This window comes from Mycolicibacterium obuense, assembly GCF_055397605.1.
On record NZ_AP043663.1, the window covers coordinates 835,117 to 851,750 of the forward strand.

Annotated in this window: 17 protein-coding genes; 13 read left to right on the forward strand and 4 right to left on the reverse strand. The window is 69.1% G+C overall.

Translation table 11 applies throughout. The features are described from left to right. Positions 1-19 precede the first annotated feature (19 nt). From ACZ50N_RS03955 to ACZ50N_RS03970, 4 genes are read left to right on the forward strand one after another with little or no spacing between them, the layout of a single operon-like run. On the forward strand, positions 20-721 hold the full coding sequence (locus ACZ50N_RS03955; protein ID WP_464474677.1) for a glycosyltransferase family 2 protein: 702 nt from the start codon (positions 20-22) through the stop codon (positions 719-721). Further along, complete coding sequence (locus ACZ50N_RS03960; protein ID WP_464474678.1) at positions 718-1,638, forward strand: acyl-CoA dehydrogenase family protein; 921 nt, start codon at positions 718-720, stop codon at positions 1,636-1,638. The genes ACZ50N_RS03955 and ACZ50N_RS03960 overlap by 4 nt, the downstream gene beginning before the upstream one ends. Next, positions 1,635-2,402, forward strand: a complete 768-nt coding sequence (locus ACZ50N_RS03965; RefSeq protein ID WP_046363026.1) for a PIG-L deacetylase family protein — start codon at positions 1,635-1,637, stop codon at positions 2,400-2,402. The genes ACZ50N_RS03960 and ACZ50N_RS03965 overlap by 4 nt, the downstream gene beginning before the upstream one ends. Continuing rightward, positions 2,399-3,022: an SAM-dependent methyltransferase gene (locus ACZ50N_RS03970; RefSeq protein WP_464474679.1), complete on the forward strand. Its 624-nt coding sequence runs from the start codon at positions 2,399-2,401 to the stop codon at positions 3,020-3,022. The genes ACZ50N_RS03965 and ACZ50N_RS03970 overlap by 4 nt, the downstream gene beginning before the upstream one ends. 122 nt (positions 3,023-3,144) lie before the next feature. On the opposite strand, the gene fadD8 is transcribed toward ACZ50N_RS03970, so the two are convergent. After that, entirely contained in the window at positions 3,145-4,743 is a 1,599-nt protein-coding gene (gene fadD8, locus ACZ50N_RS03975) for a fatty-acid--CoA ligase FadD8 (protein WP_046363025.1), read from the reverse strand. Positions 4,744-4,926: 183 nt separating this feature from the next. Here fadD8 and ACZ50N_RS03980 point away from each other — a divergent pair, with 183 nt between their 5' ends. Continuing rightward, positions 4,927-5,688: a CAP domain-containing protein gene (locus ACZ50N_RS03980; RefSeq protein WP_046363024.1), complete on the forward strand. Its 762-nt coding sequence runs from the start codon at positions 4,927-4,929 to the stop codon at positions 5,686-5,688. A gap of 109 nt (positions 5,689-5,797) precedes the next feature. Beyond that, positions 5,798-7,360 (forward strand): long-chain-fatty-acid--CoA ligase, encoded by a 1,563-nt coding sequence (locus ACZ50N_RS03985; RefSeq protein ID WP_046363023.1) that lies wholly within the window; start codon positions 5,798-5,800, stop codon positions 7,358-7,360. 9 nt (positions 7,361-7,369) lie between these two features. On the opposite strand, the gene ACZ50N_RS03990 is transcribed toward ACZ50N_RS03985, so the two are convergent. After that, the gene (locus ACZ50N_RS03990; RefSeq protein ID WP_046363022.1) at positions 7,370-7,981 is read right to left on the reverse strand and encodes an SOUL family heme-binding protein; all 612 of its coding nucleotides are present in this window, start codon (positions 7,979-7,981) and stop codon (positions 7,370-7,372) included. Between the two features lie 86 nt (positions 7,982-8,067). On the opposite strand from ACZ50N_RS03990, the gene ACZ50N_RS03995 reads away from it, so the two are divergent. Genes ACZ50N_RS03995 through ACZ50N_RS04005 form a run of 3 tightly spaced genes read left to right on the forward strand, consistent with a single transcriptional unit; the run spans position 8,068 to position 10,814 of the window. Next, entirely contained in the window at positions 8,068-9,021 is a 954-nt protein-coding gene (locus ACZ50N_RS03995) for an o-succinylbenzoate synthase (protein WP_464469746.1), read from the forward strand. Positions 9,022-9,075: 54 nt separating this feature from the next. After that, the gene (locus tag ACZ50N_RS04000; RefSeq protein ID WP_464474680.1) at positions 9,076-10,038 is read left to right on the forward strand and encodes a GlxA family transcriptional regulator; all 963 of its coding nucleotides are present in this window, start codon (positions 9,076-9,078) and stop codon (positions 10,036-10,038) included. Positions 10,039-10,052: 14 nt separating this feature from the next. Beyond that, entirely contained in the window at positions 10,053-10,814 is a 762-nt protein-coding gene (locus ACZ50N_RS04005) for a DJ-1/PfpI family protein (protein WP_464474681.1), read from the forward strand. Here the strand turns inward: ACZ50N_RS04005 and ACZ50N_RS04010 are convergent. Then, positions 10,789-11,646: a type IV toxin-antitoxin system AbiEi family antitoxin domain-containing protein gene (locus ACZ50N_RS04010; protein ID WP_464475586.1), complete on the reverse strand. Its 858-nt coding sequence runs from the start codon at positions 11,644-11,646 to the stop codon at positions 10,789-10,791. The genes ACZ50N_RS04005 and ACZ50N_RS04010 overlap by 26 nt on opposite strands. A gap of 115 nt (positions 11,647-11,761) precedes the next feature. Between ACZ50N_RS04010 and ACZ50N_RS04015 the strand changes: the two genes are divergently transcribed. Genes ACZ50N_RS04015 through ACZ50N_RS04025 form a run of 3 tightly spaced genes read left to right on the forward strand, consistent with a single transcriptional unit; the run spans position 11,762 to position 14,711 of the window. Further along, a complete protein-coding gene (locus ACZ50N_RS04015) occupies positions 11,762-12,544 on the forward strand; it encodes an alpha/beta fold hydrolase (protein ID WP_046363017.1) in 783 nt (260 codons plus the stop codon). 2 nt (positions 12,545-12,546) lie between these two features. Beyond that, positions 12,547-14,187 carry a 2-succinyl-5-enolpyruvyl-6-hydroxy-3-cyclohexene-1-carboxylic-acid synthase gene (gene menD, locus ACZ50N_RS04020; protein ID WP_464474682.1) on the forward strand — a complete coding sequence of 547 codons (1,641 nt, stop codon included), beginning with the start codon at positions 12,547-12,549 and terminating at the stop codon, positions 14,185-14,187. Then, positions 14,184-14,711: a DUF3592 domain-containing protein gene (locus ACZ50N_RS04025; protein ID WP_166429277.1), complete on the forward strand. Its 528-nt coding sequence runs from the start codon at positions 14,184-14,186 to the stop codon at positions 14,709-14,711. The genes menD and ACZ50N_RS04025 overlap by 4 nt, the downstream gene beginning before the upstream one ends. Here ACZ50N_RS04025 and ACZ50N_RS04030 read toward each other — a convergent pair. Further along, positions 14,693-15,379: a DsbA family protein gene (locus ACZ50N_RS04030; RefSeq protein ID WP_046363015.1), complete on the reverse strand. Its 687-nt coding sequence runs from the start codon at positions 15,377-15,379 to the stop codon at positions 14,693-14,695. The two genes, ACZ50N_RS04025 and ACZ50N_RS04030, sit on opposite strands and share 19 nt — an antisense overlap. Before the next feature lie 91 nt (positions 15,380-15,470). On the opposite strand from ACZ50N_RS04030, the gene ACZ50N_RS04035 reads away from it, so the two are divergent. Next, entirely contained in the window at positions 15,471-16,598 is a 1,128-nt protein-coding gene (locus ACZ50N_RS04035) for a glycosyltransferase family 4 protein (RefSeq protein ID WP_046363014.1), read from the forward strand. Positions 16,599-16,634 lie beyond the last annotated feature (36 nt).

Sequence of the window (16,634 nt, forward strand, 5' to 3'; positions counted from 1 at the left end):
TTGCGGCTAACTATCCGGTATGCGTGCCACGGAGACGTCCTGGGAACAGATCGTCGTGGTGGTGCCCGCCCACAACGAAGCCGAAACTCTGCCCGAGTGCCTCACGGCACTGACCACCGCCGCGCTGTGCGTATCTGTTCCGGTGCGGATCGTCGTCGTTCTCGATGCCTGCGACGACGGCAGCGAGCATGTGGCGGGCAGGTTCGGCTCCGACGTCCACGTGGTGGTGGTCGATGCAGGGAACGTGGGTGCTGCGCGCGCTGCCGGGTTCGAGTACGCGCGGACACTGTGCGACGACGGGCCGACGACCTGGTACGCGACGACGGACGCCGACAGCGTGGTCAGCCCGGACTGGCTGGTCCGGATGACGGCCCCCGGTGCCGACATGGTGCTCGGAGTGGTCCGAATTCCGTTGCTGCGCAACCTTTCCGATGCTGCCACCCTCAGCTTCCAGCAGGAATACGATGCCGACGGGCCAGGGCATTCCCATGTGCACGGCGCCAACATGGGGTTTCGGGCATCCGCGTACTGGCAGGTCGGCGGGTTCCGGGCTCTCGCGACGGCAGAGGACGCCGATCTGACGGACCGCTTCCGGTCGGCGCGGCTCCTCATCCACCGCGACCGACACCTGTCGGTGGCGACGTCGGACCGCGTCGACGGCCGCGCCCCGGACGGCTTCGCGGCCGATCTCAAGGGCCTGTCCGAAAAAGAAGCCTCGTGAGCGTGGGCCTGGTCAAGCGCTGGTTGGCCGCGGGTGAGCTCGATCTGCCGCTGCCCGGTCGGGGCGAGACCCGGCAGCGGTGGCGCCGGTTGGCCGCGATGGCCGAGGAGGACGTGACCGCCGGGCGGCTGGCGGAGGCGCATGTCGACGCTATCGCGATCCTCACCGAACTCCGCGGGCCCCACCCCGAGCCGGGGCAGTGGTGGGGAGTGTGGGCGGCCGAGCCGCCCGATGCCGTGGTGTCGGCGACCGTTGACGGTGATCGGGTCCGGCTCGACGGTGTGAAGGCGTGGTGTTCGGGTGCGGGGCTCTGCTCGCACGCGCTGGTGACCGCACGATTGGCCGACGGCGGTCGGGGGCTGTTCGCCGTCGACCTGAGCGCACCCGGGGTCCATCCGCTGGCGAGCACCTGGCAGGCGGCAGGGATGGCCGAATCCGACACGCGTTCAGTGCGGTTCGACGACGTCCCCGCCGTCGCTGTCGGTCGGCCGGGGGAGTACCTGAGCCGGCCGGGCTTCTGGCAGGGCGGCGCGGGGGTGGCCGCCTGCTGGCTCGGCGGAGCGCGCGCTGTGGCCCGACCGCTCTACCGCCGCGCGGCGGACCCGCACGCACTGGCGCATCTGGGCGCGGTCGACGCCGCTCTGGCCGCTGCGGAGGCGACGTTGGATGTCACCGCCGACGCCGTCGACGCCGATCCCGAGACGCCGGCCGAGCTGTGGGCCCGGCGCGCGCGAGCCGTCGCCGAGACCGCGGTCGAGGAAGCCATCGGCCGTACCGCCCGGGCACTCGGGCCCGCGCCGCTGTGCCTGGACGTCGAGCATGCGCGACGGGTCGCCGATCTGACCGTCTACGTGCGCCAGAGTCACGCTGAACGCGATCTGGAACGGTTGGGGCAACTGGCCGGAGCCCCGGCATGACCGCGGCTCAGGTCGGAAACGGAACCAGGTTCTCCGCCCGACCAGTTCCCGACGGGGGCACCCCCACCCGCGTCTGGGTCGACGCGAACATGCAACTGCCGGAACTCGACCTCGCCCGGTGTCCGGAACTCGTGGTGATCGGGGCACATCCCGACGACGAGACTCTCGGCTTCGGCGCGACGGCGACGTTGTTGGCCGGGGCCGGCGTGCGCACGCAGATCGTCTCGGCCACCGACGGCGGAGCGGCCTATCCAGAACTGTCGGTCCTGCAGCGATATCAGCTCGAGCGGACGCGCCAAGACGAACTGCGCAGGGCCGCAAAGGTACTGGGCATGTATGCGCCGGTGAGCCTCGGACTGCCTGACGGGCGGGTGGCGGAGCACGAGCAGCGGCTCACCGATCTGCTGATCGAGATCCTCGACGAGAAGCCGATGGGCACATGGTGTGCCGCCCCGTGGCGCGGGGACGGCCACCCGGATCACGAGGCGGTCGGCAGGGCCGCGGCCGCCGCGGCCGAGCAGACCGGTGCGGTGCTCGTGGAGTATCCGGTGTGGATGTGGCACTGGTCTTTTCCGGGTGACGAGGCGGTGCCATGGCAGCGGGCGCGAATGACGCGACTGACCGCGGCGGCGCTGGAGACCAAGCGGCGAGCCGCTCGCTGTTTCGAAAGTCAGTACACCGCCCCTACTCTCGGCGGAGAGCCGGTGCTGCCGCCGGAGGTGCTGCACCGTCTGCTGACGGTCGGCGAAGTGGCGTTCTGTTGAGCGCTCGGCTGCCCGACGACTTCTTCGACCGCATGTACGCCGAGGCCGAGGATCCGTGGTCGCTGGCCACGCGGTGGTACGAAGAGCGCAAGTACGCGATCACGATGGCGGTGCTGCCGTACCGGCGTTACCGGCACGCCTTCGAACCGGGCTGCTCGGTCGGCGTGCTCACCGAGCGGCTGCTGCAGCGCTGCGACAGGGTCACCGCGATCGATGTGAGCGTCAAGGCGTTGGACGCCACGCATCGGCGTCTGGGCGCGGCACGGCTGGCCGACCGCGTCGCTCTGCAGCGCGGATCGATCGACTCACCCTGGCCGAGTGGACCTTTCGACCTCGTGGTGCTGTCGGAGGTGTGCTACTACCTGCAGCCGCAGACGTTGCGGGCGGTGCTGAAGCGTGAGATACCGCGGCTGCCACGCCCCGCCACGGTCGTCGCCGCACACTGGCGACACGCCGTGGCCGACTATCCGATGACCGGCGACGAGGTCAACGACGTCATCACGCAGACCTCCGGTCTGCACCGCCTCGGCGGCTACCGCGACGACGATGTCGTCATCGACGTGTTCGACACGGCCAGCCCGGACTCGGTCGCCACCCGCACCAACATCCCGGGCACCTAGCTTCGGCGAGCGTGCGTGTCTGCACGCAACACGCCGAGCAAGTCTGGCATTTCGCGCGCGCTCGCCCTACCCGACGGTGCCTGATTGTCGGCTTCCTCCTCGGCTCGTTCCTCGCCGCATCGTCAGCCGACGGCCCGCCCCGCGCCCTCCCAGAACTGCGCCCGCACCGCCTTCTTGTCCGGCTTGCCCAGCGCCGTCACCGGCACGGAGTCGACCACCACCACCTGCTTGGGCGTGTGCACCGAACCCTTGCGGTCCTTCACCGCGGCCTGGATCTCGCCGATCATGGTCGCCACGGCGTCCTCGTCGGACGCGGCGTCGGGCCGCAGCACCACCACGGCCGTCACCGCTTCACCCCACTTCTCGTCGGGCGTACCGATCACGCACACCTGCGCCACCGAAGGATGTTCTGCCACAACATCTTCCACCTCACGTGGGAACACGTTGAAACCGCCGGTGACGATCATGTCCTTCGTGCGGTCGACGATGTAGTAGAAGCCGTCCTCGTCCTCGCGGGCGAGATCTCCGGTGTGCATCCAGCCGTCGCGGAACGTATCGGCCGTCGCGTCCGGCAGCTTCCAGTAACCGCCCGACAGCAGCGGTCCGGACACGCAGATCTCGCCGACGTCACCCTGGGGCACCGGCTGCCCGTCGTCGCCGAGCAGGGCCACCCGCGCGAACAACGTGGGCCGCCCGCACGAGGTGAGCCGCTTCTCGTCGTGGTCCTTCTTCGACAGATACGTGATCACCATCGGTGCCTCGGACTGGCCGTAGTACTGCGCGAAGATCGGCCCGAAGCGGCGGATCGCCTCCGCCAGCCGCACCGGGTTCATCGCCGACGCACCGTAATACACCGTCTCCAGCGACGACAGGTCCCGCGTGTGCGAGTCCGGATGGTCCATCAGCGCGTAGATCATCGACGGCACCAGCATCGTCGCGGTGATCTTCTGCTCTTCGATGACGCGCAGCACCTCGGCCGGGTCGAACTTCGTCAGCACGATCAACTCGCCGCCCTTGACGACGACGGGGGTGAAGAACGCCGCGCCGGCGTGGGAGAGCGGCGTGCACATCAGGAAGCGCGGGTTCTCCGGCCATTCCCATTCGGCCAGCTGCACGGTCGTCATCGTGGTGATCGACTGCGTCGTGCCCATGACGCCCTTGGGCTTGCCCGTCGTACCGCCGGTGTAGGTCAGCCCGCCGATGTGGTCGGGCGGCAGGTCCGCGGCCACCAGCGGCACGGGCGGATACTTCGCGGCCTCGGCGCTCAGGTCGACCGCGACGTCGGCCAGCTCCGACGGCACGGGGCCGATCGTCAGGATCTGCTTGAGGGAGGGCACTTTGTCGAGCAGCCCGAGTGCGCGTTCGACGAACATCGGGTTGGGGTCGATGATCAGCGACGTCACCTCGGCGTCGGACAGTACGTAGGCGTGATCGTCGAGTGAGCCCAGAGGGTGTAGTGCTGTGCGCCGGTAGCCCTGGGTTTGGCCGGCCCCGATGATCATCAGGACCTCGGGGCGATTGAGGGACAGCAGCCCGACCGCGGCACCCGTCCCCGCGCCCAGCGCCTCGAAGGCCTGGATGTACTGGCTGATGCGATCGGCCAGCTCACCGCCGGTGAGAGTGGTGTCCCCGAGGAACAGCACGGGCCGGTCGCGGTGCCGTTTCAGGGCGCCGACGGTCAGGTGGCCGGAGTGCAGGGGATGGCGCAGCAGATCGGTCATGACCTACAGACTAGAACGTGTTCCAGTTCGAACCAAGCCTCGGTGACTGCGGTACTCGCGCCGCCGGCAGGTAGCCGCCGCAGGATCGCGTAGTGAACTACGCGCGATTGTGCGACGCCGCGACGAAACACTCCTCAAGCGAAGGCCGGCACCGTGTCGGCCCACACTGAGGGGACCACTTCGATGACCACACGAATGGCAGTAACACTGGCACTGGCGAGCGCGTTCGGGTCGCTGGCGTTGGCACCGGCGGCTCATGCCGACCCGCTGGACGCGATCATCAACACTGTCAACAAGGATCGTCCGGCGCGCTGCCCGGCGCTGAACTACGACAGGGGCCTGCTGGAAGGTGCGGCCCAGACCTACGCACGTTCGGAAAACCCGGTCGACGGGCAGCCGGCCGGCTACAACGGGCGGACGCTGGCATTCCTGGGTTCCGGCGATCCGCAGGCGGCGGCGACGACGAGCGCGTACTCGCGCGGCGCCGGCGGGGTGATCACCAACTGTGACTTCACCGACTTCGGCGTGGGCTTCATCCGTCACGAAGACCGGGAGGTCGACGTGGTGACGATCGTGCTGGGCGCGCCCAGCAAGCCCGCGGAGGCGCCTCCGAAGGTGGAGGCGCCCGCGCCGGTGGTCGTCCCTGAACCGCCGAAGCCGGAACCGGTCGCACCCACCGATGCTGTGCGGCTCTCGTTCGACCGCGGCATCACCTGGACGGTCAACGTGACCAACTCGTCGGCGCTTGCGGGCACCTGCACCTACGTCGCGAGCAATCCGGTTCTGCCGGGGGTCAACAAGACGTTCTCGATCGGTCCCAACGGCAGCACCAGCTTCTCGGTGCTCGCGCCGCCGCCGCTGTCCACCTACCACGTCGTCCTGTCCTGCAAGGGCGACTTCAACGGCAAAACCGTCGAATTCGGACACGTCGAGCAGGACGTCTAGCGTCGACCGGCCCGCCGGCGCCGCAGGCGAACCAGCCTTCGGCGCCGGCAGGCCCCGGATCCGCCCAAACGACGGCCCCGACGCCGGCCGGCGTGGCACGCTTCTGGCCATGGCTGATCTGCCCGAACCCCGCTTCCTCGACGAACGTGTCGCCCACTGGGCTGCCACGCAACCCGACGCCGAAGCGATGGACTATCTCGACCGGAACTGGACCTGGGCGCAGTGGGACGACCGCATCCGCCGCCTCGCGGGCGCGCTCGCCGAGCGGGGCGTGGCCCGCGGCGACGTCGTCGCGTTCCTCGACAAGAACCATCCCGCGTGTATCGAGCTGACCATCGCTGCCGCGTCCCAGGGGGCGGCCACCGCGATCATCAACTTCCGCCTGGCCGCCGACGAACTCGACTACGTGCTCAACGACTCCGATGCCAAGGTGCTCATCGCCGGCAAGGAATTCATGGAGTCGATCGACAAGATCCGCGACAAGCTCACCCACGTCGAGCACGTCATCGCGGTGACGCCTGAGGGGGACGACGAATACGAGAAGGTCCTCGAGGCGTCGACACCGGTGCAGCGCTCCGACGATGTCGAACCCGACGACGTCGCGATCATCATGTATTCCTCCGGCACCACCGGCCGGCCGAAAGGCGTCGAACTCACCCAGGCCAACATCATCGCCCACACCGTCAACGCGCACGAAGGATTCGAGTTTGACGAGGGCGACAAGAACATGGTGTCGATGCCGCTGTTCCACGTCGGCGGCTCGTCCTACGCCCAGTTCGCGATTCACGATGGATTCCCGAGCGTGATGACCCGTGACGTCGACGGCGCGGCACTGGCCGGCGCCATCTTCAAGGGTGCCAACCGCACGTTCCTGGTCCCGGCGGTGCTGGCCAAGGTGCTCGACTCCGGCGAGGATGCCGTGAAGCTCTTCGCCTCGCTCAAGACCTACGGGTACGGCGCGTCGCCGATGCCGCTGCCGTTGCTGCGGCGGGCGTTGGAAGCCTGGCCCGAAACGGATTTCATCCAGGCATACGGCCTCACCGAACTGTGCGGGGTGATCAGCCACCTGCTGCCCGAGGCTCACCGCGATCCCGGCAAGGAGGAAAGACTCTCCAGCGCAGGCACTCTGGTGCCCAACGCCGAGGTGCGCGTGGTCGATCCCGACACGCTCGACGAGGTCCCCGCCGGTGAGCAGGGCGAGTTGTGGTTCCGCTCACCGCAATTGATGAAGGGCTATCACAACAAGCCCGAGGCCACCGCCGAGGCGATCACCGAAGACGGCTGGTTCCGCACCGGCGACATCGGCCGCGTCGACGACGGCGGTTTCATCTTCGTCGAGGACCGCCTCAAGGACATGATCATCTCCGGTGGCGAGAACATCTATTCGATCGAGGTGGAACGCGTGCTCGCCGAGCACGAAGCCGTCATCGAGGTCGCCGTGATCGGCGTGCCCGACGAGAAATGGGGCGAGGTCGTCAAGGCCGTCGTCGTGGTCGAGCAGGAAGTGTCCGAGAAGGATCTGATCGCGTTCGCCCGCGAGCGCCTCGCCGCATACAAGTGCCCCAAGACCATCGACATCACCGATGAGCTACCTCGCAACCCCACGGGCAAGGTCCTGAAAAAGGAACTGCGCAAACCTCATTGGGACGGCAGGGACCGCGCGACGGTGTAGAGCCCGGGTCTAGATCGAGACGACGACTTCGTTGCGCCGCCGGAACGGGAGCGTCCACGGGGGGTCGTAGAACCAGGCGGTGATTTCGCCTTTCGCCTCGATGCCGTTGTCCTGCAGCGTTGTTCGAAGCTCCTCGCTGCGGGCGGCGACGGCGGCGGCGCTGCGGTCGCCGGTGAACGACAGCACGGCGACCGTCTGCGGCGGCACGGTGACGAGCCGGACGCTCTCGTCGTCGGGCTGCGGCAGGGTCTCCATCGACCACTTCGACGGCATGAAGAAGCGGACCGTCCACCCGTCGTCGGCGTTCCCGGCCTGAGAGACCGGCGCGGTCATCGCGATCTCTTCTTTGGATTGGCTCACCGGTGCGGTCATCGCGATCTCGGTGTCGCGATGGTTGCCGCCGAAGATGTAACCGGCCAGCCGCCGGAAGCCGGTGTTGAGCGCCTTCTGCTTCTCACCGGTGACTGTCGTCTCGGCGGCGATCCGCGAGCCGTACTGCCGGATCTCCACCCGATCGGTCAGCGGCCGCCTGATGTAGTGGGGTTCCTCGACGGTCCGCACGCCGACGATGGACAGCGCGGACTCGCCGAGCTGGCTGGCGAACTTCAGAATCGGATTCACGGCACCTTCCTTCGGAGGAAACTCACTCGAGTATTCGCCACCGCCCCGCGGGCAGATGGGTCCGAAGGTCTCCTAAGGTCGGGGCGATGGACCTCGCCGACCTCCTCGACCGCGTCCACGTCGTCGCCCTGCCGATGCGCGTGCGGTTCCGTGGCATCACGACGCGGGAGGTGGCGCTGATCGAGGGGCCGCAGGGCTGGGGCGAGTTCGGCGCGTTCGTCGAATACGGCCCCGCCGAGGCAGCGCACTGGCTGGCCGCGGGCCTGGAGGCGGCCTATCAGCCGCTGCCGCCGACGCAGCGTGACCGCATCCCGATCAACGCGACGGTGCCTGCGGTGCCCGCAGCGCAGGTTCCCGAGGTGCTGGCCCGCTTCCCGGGGGCCCGCACCGCCAAGGTGAAGGTCGCTGAGCCCGGCCAGTCGCTGGCCGACGACGTCGCCCGCGTGAACGCGGTGCGCGCCCTCGTGCCCACCGTGCGGGTCGACGCGAACGGCGGCTGGAGCGTTGACGATGCCGTCGCCGCCGCGGCGGCACTGACGGCCGATGGGCCGCTGGAGTATCTCGAGCAGCCGTGCGCGACGGTCCCCGAACTGGCCGAGGTGCGCCGCCGCGTCGACGTTCCGGTGGCCGCCGACGAGAGCATCCGTAAGGCCGAGGATCCGCTGCACGTGGTGCGCGCCGGGGCTGCCGACGTCGCGGTGCTCAAGGTGGCGCCGCTGGGTGGGGTGCGGGCCATGCTGGCGATCGCCGCCCAGATCGACATCCCGATCGTGGTGTCCAGCGCCCTGGACTCGGCGGTGGGTATCGGCGCGGGCCTGGTTGCCGCCGGGTGCCTGCCCGAGCTGCAGCACGCGTGCGGTCTGGGCACCGGCAGCCTGTTCGTCGAGGACGTCGCCGAACCCAGCCCGCCGGTCGACGGGTTCCTGCCGGCAGCCGGGGTGATCCCGGATCCGGCGCGGGTGAGCGGGTTGGCAGCGGACGCCCAGCGCCGGCAGTGGTGGATCGACCGCATCCGCGAGTGTTGGCCGCTCGTGTCCTGATCTGTGGGATGCATGGCCTGGACGCCATGATGCCCGTCCCCGAGACTGAGGATCATGGCGCGGCAGGTCCTGATCCTCGGCTTCGAGGGTGTGCAGGCACTCGACATGATCGGCCCGTTCGACGTGTTCACGGGAGCCTCGCTGTACGCCCGCAGCGTCGGTGTCGACGGGTACGACGTCCGCGTCGTCTCCGTGCGCGGGGAACCGGTCAGCACCGGGACCGGCCTGACGCTCGTCGCCGAATCGCTCCCAGATCCCAACGGGCCCGTCGACACGGTCGTGCTGCCCGGCGGGCACGGCACAGAGTCTGCCCGCAAAGATGCCGACCTCGTCGACTGGATCGTCGCTGTCGCGCCGCACGCCCGCCGCGTCGTCAGCGTGTGCAGCGGCGCGGTGCTGGCCGCACAGGCGGGCCTGCTGGACGGGTGCGTGGCCACCACGCACTGGGCGTTCGCGCCGCAGCTGGCATCGGAGTTCCCGGCCATCACCGTCGACCCGGACCCGATCTTCGTCCGCAGCTCTGAGAGGGTGTGGACGGCTGCGGGCGTCACCGCGGGCATCGACCTCGCGTTGGCGCTGGTGGAGGACGATCTCGGCACCGACGCAGCGCAGACGGTGGCCCGCCACCTCGTGATGTATCTGCGGCGGCCGGGTGGTCAGACGCAGTTCGCGGCACCGGTGTGGATGCCGCGCGCCCGCCGCACCCCGATCCGCGACGCGCAGGAAGCCATCGAGGCCGCACCTGGTGACGCGCACAGCATCGCCGAGCTGGCGCGTCGCGCGGCGATGAGCCCGCGGCACTTCACCCGGGTGTTCACCGACGAGGTCGGTGAGGCGCCCGGCGCCTACGTGGAGCGGGTCCGCGTCGAGGCGGCCCGCCGTCAGCTGGAGGAGAGCGACGACCCCGTCGCCGTGATCGCCGCGCGGTGTGGGTTCGGGACTGCCGAGACACTGCGCCGCAACTTCGTCCGCCGCCTCGGTGTGTCCCCAGACCGCTATCGAAAAACGTTCGCCTGAAAGGAGTCTCGACCATGCAGGTCGCGATTGTGCTTTACCCCGGCTTCACCGCGCTGGACTTCATCGGACCTTACGAATGCCTGCGATGGCTGCCCGACACCGAGGTCCGCTTCGTCTGGCACGACACCGGACCGATCGCCGCGGATTCCGGGGTGCTGCTCGTCGGGGCCACGCACACCTTCGCCGAGACCCCGTCGCCGGACATCGTGCTGATTCCCGGCGGCATGACCACGCTCGAGCACGCACGCGACAAGAGGGTGCTCGACTGGGTGCGCCGCGCACATGAGACGTCGACGTGGGCGGCGTCGGTGTGCTCGGGGTCGGTGATCCTGGCGGCCGCGGGCCTGCTGACCGGAAAGCGGGCGACGTCGCACTGGGCGGCGCTGCCGGTGCTGCGGACGTTCGGCGTGACGCCGGTCGGCGACGAGCGGATCGTGGCCGCCGACGAGCGCATCGTCACCTGTGCCGGGGTCTCGGCAGGCATCGATCTCGGGCTGTGGCTGACCGGCCGCATCGGTGGTGAGGCCAAGGCCAGGGCCATCCAGCTGTCGATGGAGTACGACCCGCAGCCGCCGTTCGACTCCGGGCACATGTCGAAGGCGTCCGCGTCGACCAAAGCCGCCGCCACCGCGCTGATGACCCGCGACCTGGCCAAACCCGCGCAGCTCGCGGCGGCCGGCGGCCTGATGTGGGACGCGGCCCTCCACTCCGTGCGATTTCGGCGTGCTCGTCGTCGCTCAGCGAAGGCAATCACGCCGAAATCGCCGACCGGATGACAGCGATCACCCGCTCCGGGTATTCCGTCAGGTCCAACCAGGTGAATCGGAGTATCTGCCAATCGAGCAGCACGATGTCGTTCTGGCGAGTGCGGTCGATCTGAAATTCCGCTGCGCCACTGTGGAATGCGAACCCGTCGACCTCAATGGCGACGTTCGCCGAGGGAAACGCCACGTCGACGCGATAGCCGCCGACCGGATAGTTGGCCCGCCACCCCGTGATTCCTGCGGCCCGCAGAAGTTTGAGGAGGAGCCGCTCTGCAGCTGACCGGGCGCCGTGGTCAGCTGCCTGTAGCAGTCGTCGTGCGCGTGGCGAACCATAGCGGCCCTTGTGGCGCAGGTGCGCTTGCCACAACGGCGGCAGGTCAACCGTCGTCTGCAGGGCTGTGTCGAGGAGCCTTGGACCCCCGCCCTTGCGTGCTGCGGCCTCGACCACCGTGAGCGCCAGGCTTGTCACGCGCAGGCCTTTGACCTCGGATACATCCCGGGACGGAAGGTCCCTGCGTCGAGGCACGCAGCCGGCGTGCTGTCGACCATTGCTGTTGCGCGGAACGGTGATCTCGACCATTTCTGGGGCGAACTTGGTCAAGCCGTGCCACCACGCGGCAGTCAGTCCGCTGCCGGCAGCCTCGGGACCGTAGCCCCACACCGCGGCGCGGATGCGGGCGGCATCGGTGAATGGCTGGTCGTTCACCGAGTACACGCCGCGAGCGCGCCGCACCCAACGGCCGGAGGTGACTCGCCGCTGCACAGCGGCGTGGCTGAGGCCGGCAGCCTGGGCCTGAGCGAGCGTGATGACGCCATCGTGACGTCGAAAATAGTCATCGACCATGCATGAACGGACGCACCAGCCGCCCACGCGGTTCCGTCCCCAGCGATTTCGGCGTGTTCGTCGTCGCTGACCGTCGATAAGCACGCCGAAATCGCAGTCCAGTAGCGTCGTCGGGGTGAATTTGGCCTACGACGATCGCGGTACCGGCGATCCGGTGCTCTTCATCGCCGGCCGCGGGGGCGCTGGTCGCACCTGGCATCTCCATCAGGTGCCGGTGTTCGCCCGCGCGGGCTATCGCTGTGTGACGTTCGACAACCGCGGCGTGGGTGCCACGGAGAACGCCGACGGGTTCACCACCGAGACGATGGTCGGCGATGTCGTCGACATCATCGAGAAGCTGGGCCTGGCTCCGGTGCGCATCGTCGCGTTGTCGATGGGCTCCTACATCGCCCAGGAGCTGATGGTGGCCCGCCCCGATCTGGTGCGCTCAGCGGTGCTGATGGCCACCCGCGGCCGCCACGATCGCGCGCGGGACTTCTTCTGGCGTGGCGAAGAGGCGCTGGCCCAGTCGGGGATCGAACTCCCTGTCGAGTTCGAGGCGAAAGTGCGCCTGCTGGAGAGTTTTTCGCCCAAGACGCTGAACGACGACAATGCGATCCGGGATTGGATCGACATGTTCACGATGTGGCCGCAGAAGCCCACCCCGGGCATGCGGACGCAGCTGTCGATCGCCCCGCAGAGCAGCCGGCTGGCCGCCTACCAGAACGTGCAGACGCCCGCGCTGGTGATCGGTTTCGCTGACGACGTCGTGCTGCCCGCCTACCTCGGCCGCGAGGTCGCCAACGCGATGCCCAACGCGACGTTCCTGGAGATCCCCGGCACCGGCCACCTCGGCTTCATCGAGAAGCCGCAGGTGGTCAACACCGCGATCCTCAATTTCTTCGCCGATACCCTGTAGTGGTGAACCCCTCGACCGCGCAGGCTCGGGTGGTCGTCGACGAGCTCGTCCGCGGCGGCGTCCGCGACGTCGTGTTGTGCCCGGGCTCGCGCAATGCTCCACTCGCGTTCGCCCTGCACGACGCTGATCGCGCCGGTCGCCTGCGGCTGCACGTCCGCATCGACGAGCGCACCGCAGGCTTCCTCGCCATCGGCCTCGCAGTCGCGCAGGGTGCGCCGGTGTGCGTGGCGATGACGTCGGGCACCGCGGTGGCCAACCTGGGCCCGGCCGTCGTGGAGGCCAACTACGCTCGCGTGCCCCTGATCGTGCTGAGCGCCAACCGGCCCTATGAGCTGCTCGGCACCGGCGCCAATCAGACCTTCGAGCAGCTCGGCTACTTCGGCACCCAGATGCGGGCCAACATCAGCCTCGGCCTCGCCGAAGACGTCCCGGAGAAGATGGCGTCGCTGAACGCCCAGTGGCGCTCGGCGACGTGCCGCGTGCTCGTCGCCGCCACGGGATCGCGCTCGGCCAACGCCGGCCCGGTGCAGTTCGACATCCCGCTGCGTGAGCCGCTGGTGCCGGCGCCCGACGAACCCGGAGCCCCCTACGCTCCGGAGGGCCGCCCTGACGGCCGGCCGTGGACGCTGACCCCGCCGGTGACGTTCGACCAGCCGCTCGACATCGACATCACCCCCGACACCGTCGTCATCGCCGGCCACGGCGCCGGTGTGCACCCCAACCTCGCGCACCTGCCGACGGTCGCCGAGCCGACCGCGCCGTATGCGGCCAATCCGCTGCATCCGTTGGCGCTGAACCTGATTCGGCCGCAGCAGGTCATCATGCTCGGCCGCCCGACCCTGCATCGTCCGGTATCGGCGCTGCTGGCCGACCCGTCGATCCCGGTGTACGCGTTGACCACCGGACCGCGGTGGCCGGACGTCTCGGGCAACTCGCAGGCGACGGGTACGCGCGCGGTCACCTCAGGTGTGCCGAGCCAAGAGTGGCGCGATCGGTGCGCCCAGGCGCATCGGCAGGCATGCGAGGCGGTGCGCGGCCAGCTCGCGGCCCATCCGCTGACCACGGGTCTGCATGTCGCCGAAGCGGTGGCCGATGCGGTACGGCCGGGTGATCAACTGGTGCTCGGCGCGAGCAATCCGGTCCGAGACATCGCATTGGTCGGCTTCAACACCCCCGACGTGACGGTCCGCTCCAACCGGGGTGTCGCCGGGATCGACGGCACGGTGTTGACGGCCATCGGGGCGGCCCTGGCCCATGAACGTGCCACGGGCGGCCGCACGATCGCGCTCATCGGCGACCTCACGTTCGTGCACGACAGCTCGGGCCTTCTCGTGGGGCCGACCGAGCCGATACCGACCGCGCTGACCATCGTGGTGTCCAACGACAACGGCGGCGGCATCTTCGAGGTGCTCGAGCAGGGCGATCCGCGCTTCGCCGACGTGTCCTCGCGCATCTTCGGCACCCCGCACGACGTCGATGTGGGCGCGTTGTGTCGCGCCTATCACGTGGAGAACCGGCAGATCGAGGCCGGCGACCTCGCCGCGGCGCTCGACGAACCCCACGAGGGGATGCGGGTGCTGGAGGTCAAGGCGGACCGGTCGTCGCTGCGAGCGCTGCATGCGTCGATCAAGGCCGCCCTGTGACGGCACTGCTCGCGCGTCTGAAGACGCTGTGGCAGTTCATCATTCCGCACTTGTACGGAGAGCCGGGGGAGACGCGTCGCGGTCAGGTGCTGCGCCGGATTCGGATCGGCATCGTGGCGCTGGCGTGTCTGGTGACGCTGCAGTCGGTGCTGCTGATGGTGGGCGCGTGGCGCAACGACCGTCAGATCGAGAGGCACATGGGGGTCGCCGAGGCCACGGTGCTCGACGCCGGTCCGCGGCGCTCGACGATCGAGTTCGTCACTCCCGACCGGGTGACCTACCGGCCCGAACTGGGTGTGCTGTACCCGTCGGAGTTGGAGAACGGGATGCGCATCTACGTCGAATACGACGTCAACAACCCCGATCTCGTCCGGGTGCAGGATCGTGACGCCTCACTGGCGATCATCCCGGCGGGTTCCATCGCGGTGGTGGGATGGCTGGTCGCGGGCGCTGCGCTGGGCGTCACCGCGCTGGTGCAGCGGCGTATCGATGCACCCCCGGTGCCTCAGGACGCGACGAGCTGATCGAGCCAGTCGCCGTCGGAGATGTCGACCTTCTCCCCGGTGTCCAGGTCGACCACCGTCGGTGTGCCGACGTTGGCCGAGTCCGCGCTGTAGAGCAGCTCGAAGTTGTTCTGCTCCAAGGCGTCGATGTCGACCACCTCCTGCGCGCGGGCGACGTTGTCGGCCACCGGTTCTGGGAGTCCCGCGGTTCGTGCGATGGTGCGTAGTTCATCGCCACTGAATGCGGGGCCACCCGGATCCTGTTGTGCCCATAGCTCTTCGACGAAGTGCTGGAAATCGACAGCTGAGGTGGTCGCGTCACCGGCGGGTTCGGCGGCGGCGAACATGGCGTTGACCACCGCTGCCGAGTAGCCCTGCCCCTCCTCGTCGAGGAACGTGAGGGGGCGGTAGGTGACCTGCACCCCGCCCACCGCCAGGTAGTACGCGATCTGGTCGCCGAACTGCTGTTGCAGATCGTGGCAATGGGTGCACTGCGGTTCGGTGAAGATCTCGATCTGCGCGGGTGCGTCGTCGAATCCGGCGACGATGCCGAAACCGTCGTCGGAGAGGGCCAACGGAGCGCGGACGGGATCGGGGCGCGCGGTGCCGGTGACCTCGTTCGCGCAGGAGACAGTGCCGAGCAGCAGCCCCATCACGATCAGGAGACGCACCGCCCGCGTTGTCCGCATGTCGGGAAGAATAACGCCGCACCACGGGCAATTCGCGCGACATATCCCTGCCCGCAACCTCTGGGACAGATCGTGCTGTCACCGTCGGGACGTGCGCGTCGCAATCGTCGCAGAGTCGTTCCTCCCGAATGTCAACGGCGTCACCAACTCGGTGCTTCGGGTGATGGAGCATCTCCGTCGCACCGGCCACGAGGTGCTGGTCATCGCCCCCGACACCCCTCGCGGTGAGCCCGCCGCCGACAGGGTGCACGACGGCGCCCGCATTCACCGAGTGCCGTCGATGATGTTCCCCAAGGTCACCTCGCTGCCGCTGGGTGTGCCGCGGCCGCGGATGGTGGGTGTGCTGCGCGGGTTCGATCCCGACGTGGTGCATCTGGCGTCGCCGGCGCTGCTGGGCTGGGGCGGTGTGCACGCGGCACGGTATCTGGGCGTCCCCACGGTCGCGGTGTTCCAGACCGATGTGGCCGGTTTCGCGCAGAGTTACGGCGTCGGCATGATGTCGCATGCGGCGTGGGCGTGGACCCGCCGACTGCACAGCAAAGCCGACCGCACTCTCGCGCCGTCCACCGCGGCCATGGATGATCTTGTGGCGCACGGCATTCCGCGGGTGCAGCGGTGGGCGCGCGGCGTGGACGTCACCGGGTTCGCCCCGTCGGCACGCGACGACGCGCTGCATCGAACGTGGTCACCCGACGGGAAGCCCGTCGTCGGCTTCGTCGGCCGGCTGGCGCCCGAGAAGCACGTGGAACGGCTGGCGGTCCTGGCGCAACGTGACGATGTGCAGGTCGTCGTGGTCGGGGACGGCGTGGACCGGCCGAAGCTCGAGGCTCAGCTGCCGAGCGCGGTGTTCACCGGCGCGCTGTACGGCGCCGAGCTCGCCACGGCCTACGCCAGCATGGACGTCTTCGTCCACCCCGGCGAACACGAGACGTTCTGTCAGGCCGTGCAGGAGGCGATGGCCTCCGGGGTGCCGGTGATCGCCCCCGACGCGGGCGGCCCGCGCGATCTGGTGGCCCCGTACCGCACCGGGTTGTTGCTGCCGGTGGCCGAGTTCACCGAGCGGCTCTCGGCGTCGGTCGACCACCTGATCGACGAGCGGCGGCGCTATTCGCTCGCGGCGCGGCGCAGTGTGCTCGGTCGCACCTGGCCGGTGATCTGTGACGAGCTCCTCGGGCACTACCACGACGTGGCCGGTCGCCGGGGCGTTCGCGCCGCCTGAGTTTGCCCCGTATCCCCACCGGGTATCAGAGCCGGG